The following is a 12,927-nucleotide window of genomic DNA, read 5'->3' as shown; positions in this document are numbered from 1 at the left end:
CACCCGGCGCGCGGTTTCACCCGTTCGCGCCACTGTCGTTCACCTCACGCCATCTTTGTGGCGCAGTGGGTGTAACGAGCCGGCAAGCCTGCGGCGACGGCCCGGATCCGGTGACGCGCGGTAGGGCGCGGCGGGACCGGTCAGGAGCGGTCGGTGCGCTGCACGACCCAGATCCCGCCGGTGCCGGAGCGGACCGGCTGGGTCAGGGTGAGGGTCGCGCGCTGCGCCGAACGGCCGTCGCGGACCGCGTAGACGCCGTTGCCGAGCCGGGTGACGGCCGGGTCGCGGTAGCCGAGCTCGCTGCCGACGTAGGAGATCGTGACCTCCTCGGGGTCCAGCAGCCACGGGTCGCCGCCCGAGTCGGCCTGCTGCTGCATGCGCCGCGCCGTGGCGATGTCGCCGGCGGGCCACATCGGGGACCCCGCCCGCGCGGCCGCGCCCGCGCCCGCGCCGGCCGTGCCGCCGTCGCCGCGCCCGGCCGGCGGTGCGGTGGCGGTGCGCGAGGCGCCCGTCGTCGGGGTGGCGGACGGTGTCGGGCCGGGGGTGGGGGTCGGCGTGGGGGTCGGCGTCGCGGTGGGGGCCGGCGTCGCGGCCGGCGACGGCGTCCGCCACGCGGCCGGCAGCTCGCCGTTGCCGCAGCCGGCCAGCAGCAGGACCAGGACCAGCAGCGCGAGCACCACGAGCAGGCCGCGCAGCAGCAGGCGCGGGCCGTAGCGGCCGACCCGCAGACGGGCCGGCCCGCTGCGGACGACCGGCACGGCGGAGGGCGTCACCTCGGGAAGGTTCGGCGCGGTCACCGGGGCACCATACGATCACCGGCGCCCCGGCACGGCCCGGCCTCGCCGCCACCATCCGGTGATCGACGACGACCGGTGCGGCGGGCCCGCCGGGCGGGTGCCCACCGGCCCGGCCGGGACCTGCCGCGGGGCCGCGGCAGTGACTAGGGTCGCGGTGCGGCCGCCGCGGCGGCCCCCGCACGCGGGCCCGGGGCACGGGCCCCTTCGCACGAGCCCACCGAGGTGCACCCCATGGCGACAGCCGGCCCGGCGACGGAGAAGTTCCTCGCCGCTCGCGACTTCCTGCTGACCCACCGCGAGGACTACGACACGGCCTACCGCGACTTCCGCTGGCCCGAGCTGGAGGAGTTCAACTTCGCGCTGGACCACTTCGACGTCGTCGCCGCCGACCCCGAGCGCGGGGCGCGGCGCGCGCTGTGGATCGTCGAGCAGGACGGGTCGCAGGCGCACTGGACGTGGGCCGAGCTGTCCGAGCGCTCCGCGCGCGTCGCGAACTGGCTGCGCGAGCAGGGCGTCGCCCGCGGCGACCGGATCATCCTCATGCTCGGCAACCAGCTGGAGCTGTGGGAGACCCTGCTCGCGGCGATGAAGCTGGGCGCGGTCGTCATCCCCGCGACGACCCTGCTCACGCCGGCCGACCTGCAGGACCGGGTGGACCGGGGCCGGGCGAAGCACGTCGTCGTCGGTGCGGACGACACCGGCAAGTTCGACGGCGTCGACGGCGACTACACCCGGATCGCCGTCCGCGGCGCGGTCGCCGGCTGGCGCGACTACACCGGCGAGGCGTACTCGGCGCCCGCGGAGTTCACCCCCGACGGCGCCACGAAGGCCTCGGACACCCTGCTGCTGTACTTCACCTCCGGCACCACGGCCAAGCCCAAGCTGGTCGAGCACACGCACACGTCCTACCCGGTCGGGCACCTGTCGACGATGTACTGGATCGGGCTCGAGCCCGGCGACGTGCACCTCAACATCTCCTCGCCGGGCTGGGCCAAGCACGCCTGGTCCAACGTGTTCGCGCCGTGGATCGCCGAGGCGACGGTGCTGGTGATGAACTACGCCCGCTTCGACGCCGAGTCCGTGCTGTCGGTGCTGGACTCCTGCGGCGTCACGAGCTTCTGCGCCCCGCCGACCGTGTGGCGGATGCTGATCCAGGCCGACCTGTCCGGGCTCGCGACGCCGCCCGCCAAGGTCGTCGGCGCGGGGGAGCCGCTCAACCCCGAGGTCATCGAGCAGGTCGAGAAGGCCTGGGGCCTGCGCATCCGCGACGGGTTCGGCCAGACCGAGTCCTCGGTGCAGATCGGCAACCCGCCCGGCCAGCCGGTCAGGCCCGGCTCGATGGGGCGCCCGATCCCGGGCTTCGTCGTCACGCTGGTCGACCCGGCGACCGGGGCCGTCGCCGACGAGGGCGAGATCTGCCTGGACCTGGAGCACCGCCCGACCGGGCTGATGGTCGGCTACGCCGACGACCCGGAGCGCAACGCCGAGGCGATGGCCGGCGGGTACTACCACACCGGCGACGTCGGCTCCCGCGACGAGTCCGGCTACATCACCTACGTCGGGCGCGCCGACGACGTGTTCAAGGCCAGCGACTACCGGATCAGCCCGTTCGAGCTGGAGAGCGTGCTCATCGAGCACCCCGCCGTGGCCGAGGCCGCGGTCGTGCCGTCGCCGGACCCGGTGCGCCTCGCCGTCCCCAAGGCCTACGTCGTGCTCGCGAAGGGCCACGAGCCGACCGAGGAGACGGCGAAGGCCATCCTGCAGTTCGCCTACGACAACCTCGCCCCGTACAAGCGGATCCGGCGCCTGGAGTTCTTCGAGCTGCCGAAGACGATCTCGGGCAAGATCCGCCGCGTGGAGCTGCGCGGCCGGGAGGGCGAGATCCACGCCGACCCGGCCGCGACGCCGCCCGCCGAGTACACGCTGTAGGCCCGGCGGCCGGGTCACTCGCCGTCGAAGTGACCCGGCCAGTCGCGGTACGGGATCCGGGTGATCTCGACGACCTCGCCGAGGCGCGACCACTCGTTGCGCCCGAGGCGGGCCAGCGGCGCGAGCCGTCGCACGTCGGGCAGCGTGTTGCCGCGCTCGTCGGTGACGAACACGCTCTCCTCGACCGCGGCGTGCACGACGCGACCGATGACCACCGTCGAGTTCCCGAGCTCGATGCCGGCGTGCAGCACGCACTCCAGCGCGACCGGGGACTCGGCGACCCGGGGCGGGGCGACCACGGCCGACGGCTCGGCGGTCAGCCCGACCGAGGAGAACTCGCTGATCTCGGCGGGGAAGTCGGTCGCGGTCGCGTTGATCTTCTCGAACAGCGGCTCGCCGGCCAGGCACACGACGAACTCGCGCGTCTCGGAGACGTTGCGCAGCGAGTCCTTCTTCCCGACCGAGGTGAACTGGATCATCGGCGGGTCCACGCAGGACACCGTGAAGAACGAGTGCGGGGCGAGGTTGTCGACGCCCGCGGCCGAGCGGGTCGACACCCACGCGATCGGCCGCGGGACGACGACGCTGGTCAGGAGCTTGTAGAACGGGCCGGCGCCCATCTCGTCCGGCTTCAGGTCCGTGCGCATGGGGATGATCCTGCCCGCCCGCCGCGCGGGCCGCGCGCCGCTCTACCGTCGCGGGCATGCGCACCCGTGGCCGTGCGGCCGGACTGGCCGCCGGGTTCCTCGCCGACGCCGTGCTCGGCGACCCGCGACGCGGCCACCCGGTCGCCGGGTTCGGCACGGTCGCGGCAGGTCTGGAACGGCGGATGCACCGCGACGCCGTCGTCCCCGGCGTCGCGTACACGGCGCTGCTGGTCGGCGGGACCGTCGCGCTCGGCGCCGCCGCCGAGGCCGTCGCGACCCGGTCGGGCGCCGGGCGGCGTGGCGGCGCGCGGCGGCCCCGCGCGGGGGAGGGCCGCGAGGCGCTGGTGCGGGCCGTGCTCACGGCGGCCGCGACGTGGGCGGTGCTCGGCGGCACCTCGCTGGTGCGGGAGGGCTCGGCGCTGGCCGCGTCGCTCGACGCGGGTGACCTGCCCGCCGCCCGGGCCCGCATCCCGCACCTGTGCGCCCGCGACCCGCAGCTCCTCGACGCCGACGGCATGGCCCGCGCCGGGAGCGAGTCGCTGGCGGAGAACACCTCCGACGCGGTCGTCGGGCCCCTGGTGTGGGGCGCGGTCGCCGGGGTCCCAGGGCTGCTCGGCTACCGCGCGGTGAACACCCTGGACGCGATGGTCGGCTACCGCTCGGCGCGCCACGCCCGCTTCGGGTGGGCCGCCGCCCGTCTCGACGACCTGGTCAACCTGGTCCCGGCGCGGTTGACGGCGGTGCTGACCGTCGCCGCCGCGCCGCTGGTGGGCGGGTCGTCGGCGGCCGCGCTGCGTGCCTGGCGGCGCGACGCGGCCGGGCATCCCAGCCCCAACGCGGGCCCGGTCGAGGCGAGCGCCGCGGGTGCGCTGGGCCTGCGCCTGGGCGGGCCGACGACCTACGCCCACGGCACCGAGCAGCGCCCGCAGCTCGGGGACGGGCATCCGCCGCGGATCGCGGACCTGCACCGGGTCGCGCGGCTGTCGCGGCTCGTCGCCGCCGGGGCCGGTGCGCTGGCGGTCGCGGCGGCCGCGGCGCAGGACGGCCGCCGGGCGGGGCCACCGCGGCGGTCCTGACCCGACGGTCAGGTGAGGGCGGTCACGTTCCGCTGCCCGGCGTACGGACCGGCAGGTCCGCGTCCCGGGCGGGACCGGCCGGGTCGGCCGGGTCGCCGTAGCCGTCGCGGCCGGAGAGCTGGTCGCGCAGGCTGCCGGCCCGCTCGCGCCTGCCGTTGCGCTGCAGCAGCTCCAGCCGGATGAACAGGCCGAGCGCGACGAGCGCGACGGCACCGAAGGTCAGCCACTGCAGGGCGTAGGAGAAGTTGCTGAACGGGGCGCCGCCGCCGACCGGGGCGACCGGGATCGGGTCCAGGACGCCCGCACCGCCGGCCTCCAGCACGACCACGCCCGGCACCGGCGCCAGCCCCGTGGCCGCGGCGAGGGCGCGGGAGTCCGCGGCGTACACCTGGCGGGTGCCGTTCTCGAACAGCGGCGGGCGGCCCTGCGGGTCGTTCTCGTCCAGCCGCAGCCTGCCCTCGACGGTGACCGGGCCGGTGGGGGCGGGCGCGTAGTCGGGCACGGCGCCCCGGTCGGCCGCGGCCACCGACCCGCGGTTCACCACGACGGTGCGCCCGTCGGTCAGGCGCAGCGGGGTGAGGACCTCGTAGGCCGGCGCCCCGTCGACGACGCGCAGCCGGACCAGCGTCTCGGCGCCGCGGTCGTAGGTGCCGGTGAGGGTGACCCGGCGCCACTGGTCGTCGGCGCCCACGCCGGACCCGGCGGGGACCAGCCGGGCGAACGGGACCGCGGGGGTCGCGTCGGCCGTCGCGATCGCCTGTTCCTGCTGCGTGCGCTGGGCCTCGCGGTCGAACTGCCACGGCGCGAGCAGCGTGTAGCAGGTGACCGCGAACGCGATCACCGCGACGACGAACGCGATCCACCCGGGACGCAGCAGGAAACGCACGTCCCCCAGGGTAGCCACGGCGGCGGGGGATACTGCCGGGCGTGGTGGTGCAGGGAGCGGTGCTCGTCGCGGGCACGACGTCGGACGCCGGCAAGAGTGCCGTCGTCGCCGGGATCTGCCGGTGGCTGCACCGGCGCGGGGTGTCGGTCGCGCCGTTCAAGGCGCAGAACATGAGCAACAACTCCGTCGTCACCCCGGACGGCGGCGAGATCGGCCGCGCCCAGGCGATGCAGGCCTTCGCCTGCGGGATCGCGCCGTCGGTCGACCTGAACCCGGTGCTGCTCAAGCCCGGCGGGGACCGGACCTCGCAGGTCGTCGTGCGCGGGCGGGCCGACGGCCAGGTCTCGGCGCTGTCCTACCGGCACCGCACCGCGGCGCTCGCCGACGTCGTCGCCGAGTCCCTCGCGCGGCTGCGCGCACGCCACGACGTGGTCGTCTGCGAGGGCGCCGGGTCGCCCGCGGAGATCAACCTGCGCGCCACCGACCTGGCCAACATGGGCTTCGCCCGGCGCAACGACCTGCCCGTGCTCGTCGTCGGCGACATCGACCGCGGCGGCGTGCTCGCGCACCTGTTCGGCACCCTCGCCGTCCTCGAACCGGCCGACCAGGCGCTGGTCGCCGGCTTCGTGATCAACAAGTTCCGCGGCGACTCGCGGCTGCTCGACCCCGGCCTCGACCGGCTGCGCGAGCTCACCGGGCGCCCGACGCTGGGCGTGCTGCCCTTCGCCGACGGCCTGTGGCTCGACGCCGAGGACTCGCTGTCCGCCGTCGCCGACGGCGTGCTCGGCCGCCCGGCCCCGCCGCGCGGCGAGCAGTGGCTGCGGGTCGCCGTCGTCCGGTTCCCGCGCATCTCCAACGCCACCGACGCCGAGGCGCTGGCCTGCGAGCCGGGCGTCGCGGTGCGGTACGTGACCGAGCCGTCGCGGATCGCCGACACCGACGTCGTCGTCCTGCCCGGGACGAAGGCCACGGTGTCGGACCTGGCGTGGCTGCGGGCGTCCGGGATGGCCGAGGCGGTGCACGCGCACGCCGCCGCCGGTCGTCCCGTGCTGGGGATCTGCGGCGGCTACCAGATGCTGGGGCACGCGGTCAGCGACCCGGACGGTGCCGAGGCCGCCCCCGGCACCACGGTCGCCGGCCTCGGGCTGCTCGACCTGGAGATCGCGTTCGACCCGGTCAAGCACCTCGCGACGCCCACCGCGACGGCCTGGGGCGAGCCCGTCACCGGTTACGAGATCCACCACGGCCGCGTCGTGCGCTCCGGGGACCCGGGCCTGGTCGGCGACGAGGGCAGCGACCGCGGCCACGTCCTCGGGACCCACTGGCACGGCCTGGCCGAGAACGACGGCTTCCGCCGGCTGCTGCTCACCCGCCTCGCCGACGAGGCAGGGCGGACCGGGTTCCGGGTGGCGCAGGACACGTCGTTCGCGGCCGAGCGCACCCGGCAGGCCGATCTGCTGGCCGACCTGGTCGAACACCATCTGGACACATCCTCACTTGAACATGTGATCGGACACGGTGCGCCCGTGGATCTCCCGGTGCTGACCTCCGGTCTGGCAGCCTCACCGGCGTGAGCACGACCTCGACCGCCGTCGCGGGCCCCCCGCGCTTCCCGTTCTCCGCCGTCGTCGGCCACGACGACCTCCGGCTGGCACTGCTGCTCAACGCGGTGCACCCGGGGGTCGGCGGGGTGCTGGTGCGCGGGGAGAAGGGCACCGCGAAGTCGACGGCGGTGCGCGCGCTGGCGGCGCTGCTGCCCGACCACGACGTCGTCGTGGCCTGCCGGTTCGGCTGCGACCCGGCGGTGGCGGACCCGGCGTGCCCGGACGGGCCGCACCCCGCGGGCGCCCCCGGTGACCGGCGCCCGGCGCGCCTGGTCGAGCTGCCGGTCGGCGCGACCGAGGACCGCCTGGTCGGGTCGCTGGACCTGGAGAAGGCGCTCGCGGAGGGCCGGCGCGCCTACCAGCCGGGCCTGCTCGCCGACGCCCACCGCGGGGTGCTCTACGTCGACGAGGTCAACCTGCTCCACGACCACCTCGTCGACCTGCTGCTCGACGCCGCCGCGATGGGCCGCGCGCACGTCGAGCGCGACGGCGTCTCGGTCTCGCACGCCGCCCGGTTCCTGCTGGTCGGGACCATGAACCCGGAGGAGGGGGAGCTGCGCCCGCAGCTGCTCGACCGGTTCGGGCTGACCGTGGAGGTCCGCGCCAGCCGCGACGTCGACACCCGGGTCGAGGTGACCCGGCGCCGGATCGCGTTCGAGGACGACCCGGCCGGGTTCACCGCCCGCTTCGCGCCGGACGAGGCCGCGACCGCCGCCCGGCTGCGCGCCGCGCAGGAGCGCGTCGCCTCGGTGCGGGTGAGCGACCGCGAGCTGCGCCGGATCGCGTTCGTCTGCGCCCGGTTCGACGTCGACGGGATGCGGGCCGACCTGGTCATCACCCGCGCCGCCGCCGCGCACGCCGCCTGGGAGGGCCGCCCCGCCGTGGACGCCGGCGACGTCCGCGTCGCCGCCCGGCTCGCCCTGCCGCACCGCCGCCGCCGCGACCCGTTCGACGAGCCCGGCCTCGACGAGGCCGAGCTCGACCGCGCGCTGGCCGACGCCGAGGACCACCTCGGCCCGGAGGACCCCGACGACGACCCGGGCGGCCCCGGCGACCCGCCGGAGGGGCCCGACGACGACACCGGCACCGGCACCGACGGCGCCGCCGACAGCACTGGCGCCTCCGACGGCACCGGCGCCGCCGACGACGGCGCCCGTCACGGGCCGGGCGGGGACGGGCAGGGCGGAGACGGGCCGGGCGGCGCCCCGCGGGCGGAGGAGCCCGGCCCGGCCGACCCGCCCGGCGCGCCCCCGCAGGACCCGGGCGACACCCCCGGCCCGGCCACCGACCCCGCCACCGACCCCGCCCCCGCCACCGACGCCGCGTCCGGGCCCGCGGGCGGGGACGGCGGCGAGGGCCGTGCCGTCGTCGTCGGCGAGGCCGCGCGGCTGCACCGCGCCACGGTCCGCGCGTTCACCGTCCCCGGCCTCGGTGCCGGTGCCCCGGGCCGCCGCTCCCGGGCCCGCACCCACGCCGGGCGCGTCGTGCGGGCCTCCGGTGCGGGCGCCGGGCGGGCCGCCGACGTGCACCTGCCCGCCACGGTGCTCGCCGCCGCGCCGCACCAGGCCGGTCGCGGCCGCCGCGGGCCGGGGCTGCTGCTGCACCGCGACGACCTGCGCCGCGCCGAGCGCGAGGGCCGCGAGGGCAACCTGGTGCTGTTCGTCGTCGACGCGTCGGGCTCGATGGCCGCGCGCCGGCGCATGACCGCGGTCTCGGGGGCCGTGCTGGGCCTGCTCCGCGACGCCTACCAGCGCCGCGACAAGGTCGGGCTGGTGACGTTCCGGGCCCGTGCCGCGGAGCTGGCGCTGCCGCCGACGTCGTCGGTGCCCACCGCGCAGCAGCGGCTCGCGCGGCTGCGGACCGGGGGCCGGACCCCGCTGGCGGCGGGGCTGCTGAAGACCAGGGCCGTGCTCGACGCCGAGCGCCGCCGCGACCCGCGCCGCCGCCCGCTGGTGGTGCTGCTGACCGACGGGCGCGCCACCGTCGGCGCCCGCGACGGCGGCGACCCGGTCGCCGACTCCCGCCGCGCGGCCGGGCTGCTGGCCGCCGACGGGGTGCACACCGTCGTCGTCGACTGCGAGTCCGGGCACGTCCGGCTCGGGCTGGCCGGGCCGCTGGCCGCCGCCGCGGGCGGCGAGCTGGTGACCCTCGACGAGCTGACCGCCGACAGCGTGGGCGATCTCGTGCGCACCGCGCGGGCCGCGTGAGAGGAGCACGACCGTGCCGCAAGGACGCGTGAGCACCACCCCCGACGACGGGCTGACCACCCGCCAGCGCCGCAACCGGCCGCTGCTGGTCGTCCACACCGGGGCGATGAAGGGCAAGTCCACGGCCGCGTTCGGGATGGCGCTGCGGGGCTGGAACCAGGGCTGGTCGATCGGGGTCTTCCAGTTCGTGAAGTCCGCGAAGTGGAAGGTCGGCGAGGAGGAGGCGTTCCGCGCGCTCGGGGAGGTGCACGAGCGGACCGGGCAGGGCGGGCCCGTCGAGTGGCACAAGATGGGGTCGGGGTGGTCGTGGTCGCGCAAGGCCGGCACCGAGACCGACCACGCCGCCGACGCCGCCGAGGGCTGGGCCGAGATCCGCCGCCGCATCGAGCGCGAGGAGCACCAGGTCTACGTCCTCGACGAGTTCACCTACCCGCTCAAGTGGGGCTGGATCGACGTCGACGAGGTCGTCTCGGTGCTGACCGCCCGGACCGGGCGCCAGCACGTGATCGTCACCGGGCGCGACGCGCCGCAGGCGCTCGTCGACGCGGCCGACCTGGTCATGGAGACCACGAAGGTCAAGCACCCGATGGACGCCGGGCAGAAGGGCCAGCGGGGGATCGAGTGGTGAGCCGGTGGTGAGCACGGCGCGCGCGCTCGTGGTCGCGGCGCCGTCGTCGGGCAGCGGGAAGACGACGGTCGCGACCGGGCTGATGGCCGCGCTGAGCCGGCGCGGCACCCGGGTCGCCCCGTTCAAGATCGGGCCCGACTACATCGACCCCGGCTACCACACGCTCGCGGCGGGGCGGCCGGGCCGCAACCTCGACGTGGTGCTGCAGGGTCCCGACCGGCTCGGGCCGCTGGCCCGCCACGGCGCCCGCGACGCCGACGTCGCCGTCGTGGAGGGGGTCATGGGGCTGTTCGACGGCCGCATCGCCGACGGCGCCGGGTCCACCGCGCAGGTCGCCGCCGCGCTGGGGGCGCCGGTGGTGCTGGTCGTCGACGTGCGCGGGCAGTCGCGGTCGCTGGCCGCGCTGCTGCACGGGTTCCGGTCGTTCGACCCGTCGGTGCAGGTCGCGGGCGTGATCCTGAACCGGGTCGGCTCCGACCGGCACGCCGGGGTGTGCCGCGCCGCGGCCGAGGAGGTCGGCCTGCCGGTGCTGGGCGCCGTGCCGCGCCGCGCGGAGCTCGCCGTCCCGAGCCGGCACCTGGGTCTGGTGACCGCGGCCGAGCACGGGGCCGCCGCGACCGCCGCCGTCGACGCGATGGCCGCGCTGGTGGCCGAGCACGTGGACCTCGACGCCGTCGTCGCGGCGGCCCGCCCGCTGCCCGGCGGCCCGGCCTGGGACCCGGCCGCGGAGCTCGCCGCCACCGGCCCGGCCGGGGACACCGCGGTGCCGCGGCCGGTGGTCGCGCTCGCCGGCGGGCCCGCGTTCGGGTTCGGCTACGCCGAGCACGCCGAGCTGCTCGCCGCGGCCGGGGCCGAGGTCGTCGCGGTGGACCCGCTGCGCGACCCGGGGCTCCCGGAGCGGGCGTCCGGGCTGGTCCTGCCCGGCGGGTTCCCGGAGGAGCACGTCGGCGCGCTGGGGGACAACGCGCCGCTGCGGGCGGCGGTCGCCGCGCTGGCCGCGTCCGGGGCGCCGGTGCACGCCGAGTGCGGCGGCCTGCTCTACCTGTGCCGCGAGCTGGACGGGACACCGATGTGCGGGGTCCTCGACGCCGACGCGGCCATGACCCCGCGGCTGACGCTGGGCTACCGCGACGCCGTCGCGGTGTCGGCGTCGCCGCTGTTCGGGGCGGGGGAGCGGGTCGGGGCGCACGAGTTCCACCGCTGCGCGGTCACCCCCCGCGCCGGGACGGCGCCCGCGTGGGCGTGGCGGGGCGGGCAGCCGGAGGGCCACGTCACCGGCGGGGTGCACGCGTCGTTCCTGCACACCCATCCGGCCGGGACGCCCGGTGCGGTCGCCCGGTTCGTCGCCGCCGCGCGCGCCCACGCCGCCACGGTCCCGGCGTGACCGGCGCCGCCGCGCCGCGCCCGGCGCTCGCCGTGGGGGTCGGGCTGCGCCCCGGCACCCCGGCGGCGGCGGTGCGGGCCCTGCTCGACCGGGTCGCCGCCGCGCACGGGCTGGACCTGGCGGGCGCCGTGGTCGCCACCCTGGACCGGCGGGCCGCCGAACCGGGGCTGTGCGACGCCGTCGCCCCGGCGGTGCCGCACGGCTACCCCGCCGCGGCGCTGGCCGCCGTCGCGGTGCCGGGTCCGAGCGCGCGGGTCGCGGCCGCGACCGGGACGCCGTCGGTGGCCGAGGCGGCGGCGCTGCTGGCCGCGGGCCCCGGGGCGCGGCTGCTGGTGACCAGGACCGTCGGCGACGGCGTGACCCTGGCCGTCGGTGTGGGATCGGCCTCCGGAACGGCCTGGACCCTCGCCGACCCCGCTATCCTCGGCCGCCGCCGCGGCGTGGGGCCCGGGTCACCGGGCGATCCCCGCCGCGACCGTGCCCGCGCGAGTGGCCGGGGCGGGAGCCGGACACCGTCACCGAGTACCCCCGCGGGAGAGGAACGTCGTTGAACGAGCAGTACCTGGTCGGACTGGACCTGGCCGGACGCCGGGTCGTCGTCGTCGGCGGCGGGCAGGTGGCCCAGCGCCGCACCGCGCGGCTCATCGCCGCCGGGGCGGAGGTCGAGGTCGTCTCGCCCGAGGTCACCCCGGCCGTCGAAGGGATGGCCTCGGCCCGGGAGATCACCTGGACCGCGCGCCGCTGGGCCGCGGGCGACCTCGACGGCGCCTGGTACGCGATCGCCGCCACCGACGACGCGGCCGTCAACGCCGCCGTGGTCGCCGAGGCCGAGCGGAACCGGGTCTTCTGCGTCCGCGCCGACGACGGCACGCAGGGCACGGCGGTCACCCCCGCCACCGGTGAGTACGACGGGCTCACCGTCGGCGTCCTCGCCCGGGGCGCGCACCGCCGTTCCGCGGCCGTGCGCACCGCCCTGGTGGAGGCGCTGCAGGCCGGTGTCGTCGACGACAGCGCCGAGCCCCCGCAGCCGGGCGTGGCACTGGTCGGCGGCGGGCCCGGCGACCCGGAGCTGATCACCGTGCGCGGGCGGCGGCTGCTGTCCCGCGCCGAGGTCGTCGTCGCCGACCGGCTCGGCCCGCGCGACATCCTCGACGAGCTGTCCCCCGAGGTCGAGGTCATCGACGCCTCCAAGATCCCCTACGGCCGGGCGATGGCCCAGGAGAAGATCAACGAGCTGCTGATCGAGCACGCGCGGGCCGGGCGGTTCGTCGTGCGGCTCAAGGGCGGCGACCCGTTCGTCTACGGCCGCGGCTTCGAGGAGGTCCAGGCGTGCGCCGCCGCGGGCGTCCCGGTCACCGTCGTCCCCGGCATCACCAGCGCGTTCGCCGCGCCCGCCGTCGCGGGGACCCCGGTCAGCCACCGCGGGGTCGCGCACGAGATCGTCGTCGTGTCCGGGCACGTGGCCCCGGACGACCCGCGCAGCCTCACCGACTGGGCGGCGCTGGGCCGGATGACCGGCACGATCGTGCTGATGATGGCCGTGGAGCGCCTCGGTCGCTTCGCCGACGCGCTGATCGCCCACGGCCGCCCCGCCGACACCCCGGTGCTGATCGTGCAGGACGGCACCACCCGCATCGAGCGCTCGGTGCGCGCGACGCTGGAGACCGCGGAGCGCGTCGCGGCCGAGCAGGAGGTCAGCCCGCCGGCGATCGTGGTCGTCGGGCCGGTGGCCGGGCTGCGGGCGCCCGTCGGGGGGTGACCCCGGCAAC

The 12,927-nt window shown here is 77.4% G+C and carries 11 protein-coding genes; 8 read left to right on the top strand and 3 right to left on the bottom strand.

From position 1 onward, the window contains the following. Positions 1-140 precede the first annotated feature (140 nt). Entirely contained in the window at positions 141-797 is a 657-nt protein-coding gene (locus tag WJX68_RS12920; protein WP_340290228.1) for a hypothetical protein, read from the bottom strand. Positions 798-1,028: 231 nt separating this feature from the next. Here WJX68_RS12920 and WJX68_RS12915 point away from each other — a divergent pair, with 231 nt between their 5' ends. Beyond that, on the top strand, positions 1,029-2,726 hold the full coding sequence (locus WJX68_RS12915) for an AMP-binding protein (protein WP_340290225.1): 1,698 nt from the start codon (positions 1,029-1,031) through the stop codon (positions 2,724-2,726). Between the two features lie 14 nt (positions 2,727-2,740). Here WJX68_RS12915 and WJX68_RS12910 read toward each other — a convergent pair whose 3' ends face one another. After that, positions 2,741-3,373 carry a flavin reductase family protein gene (locus WJX68_RS12910; protein WP_340290222.1) on the bottom strand — a complete coding sequence of 211 codons (633 nt, stop codon included), beginning with the start codon at positions 3,371-3,373 and terminating at the stop codon, positions 2,741-2,743. A gap of 56 nt (positions 3,374-3,429) precedes the next feature. Between WJX68_RS12910 and WJX68_RS12905 the strand changes: the two genes are divergently transcribed. After that, positions 3,430-4,449, top strand: a complete 1,020-nt coding sequence (locus WJX68_RS12905; RefSeq protein ID WP_340290219.1) for a cobalamin biosynthesis protein — start codon at positions 3,430-3,432, stop codon at positions 4,447-4,449. Positions 4,450-4,471: 22 nt separating this feature from the next. On the opposite strand, the gene WJX68_RS12900 is transcribed toward WJX68_RS12905, so the two are convergent. Continuing rightward, on the bottom strand, positions 4,472-5,335 hold the full coding sequence (locus tag WJX68_RS12900; protein WP_340290216.1) for an SURF1 family cytochrome oxidase biogenesis protein: 864 nt from the start codon (positions 5,333-5,335) through the stop codon (positions 4,472-4,474). A 47-nt stretch (positions 5,336-5,382) separates the two neighbouring features. On the opposite strand from WJX68_RS12900, the gene WJX68_RS12895 reads away from it, so the two are divergent. The 6 genes from WJX68_RS12895 to cobA are packed head-to-tail and all read left to right on the top strand — an operon-like array spanning position 5,383 to position 12,917. Next, complete coding sequence (locus WJX68_RS12895; RefSeq protein ID WP_340290556.1) at positions 5,383-6,909, top strand: cobyric acid synthase; 1,527 nt, start codon at positions 5,383-5,385, stop codon at positions 6,907-6,909. Continuing rightward, the gene (locus WJX68_RS12890) at positions 6,906-9,146 is read left to right on the top strand and encodes a VWA domain-containing protein (RefSeq protein WP_340290213.1); all 2,241 of its coding nucleotides are present in this window, start codon (positions 6,906-6,908) and stop codon (positions 9,144-9,146) included. The genes WJX68_RS12895 and WJX68_RS12890 overlap by 4 nt, the downstream gene beginning before the upstream one ends. A gap of 13 nt (positions 9,147-9,159) precedes the next feature. Beyond that, positions 9,160-9,774, top strand: coding sequence for a cob(I)yrinic acid a,c-diamide adenosyltransferase (cobO, locus tag WJX68_RS12885; protein WP_340290210.1), 615 nt, complete (start codon positions 9,160-9,162; stop codon positions 9,772-9,774). 7 nt (positions 9,775-9,781) lie between these two features. Further along, entirely contained in the window at positions 9,782-11,158 is a 1,377-nt protein-coding gene (locus tag WJX68_RS12880; RefSeq protein WP_422785699.1) for a cobyrinic acid a,c-diamide synthase CobB, read from the top strand. After that, on the top strand, positions 11,155-11,709 hold the full coding sequence (locus WJX68_RS12875) for a cobalamin biosynthesis protein (RefSeq protein WP_340290204.1): 555 nt from the start codon (positions 11,155-11,157) through the stop codon (positions 11,707-11,709). The genes WJX68_RS12880 and WJX68_RS12875 overlap by 4 nt, the downstream gene beginning before the upstream one ends. Continuing rightward, positions 11,706-12,917: a uroporphyrinogen-III C-methyltransferase gene (gene cobA, locus WJX68_RS12870; RefSeq protein WP_340290201.1), complete on the top strand. Its 1,212-nt coding sequence runs from the start codon at positions 11,706-11,708 to the stop codon at positions 12,915-12,917. Before WJX68_RS12875 ends, cobA begins: the two co-directional genes overlap by 4 nt. The last annotated feature ends 10 nt before the right edge of the window (positions 12,918-12,927 follow it).

Source organism: Pseudonocardia spirodelae (assembly GCF_037727765.1).
Taxonomy (GTDB): domain Bacteria; phylum Actinomycetota; class Actinomycetes; order Mycobacteriales; family Pseudonocardiaceae; genus Pseudonocardia; species Pseudonocardia spirodelae.
Note: the sequence above shows the minus strand (reverse complement) of the source record. Positions and strands in the feature narration are given on the sequence as shown.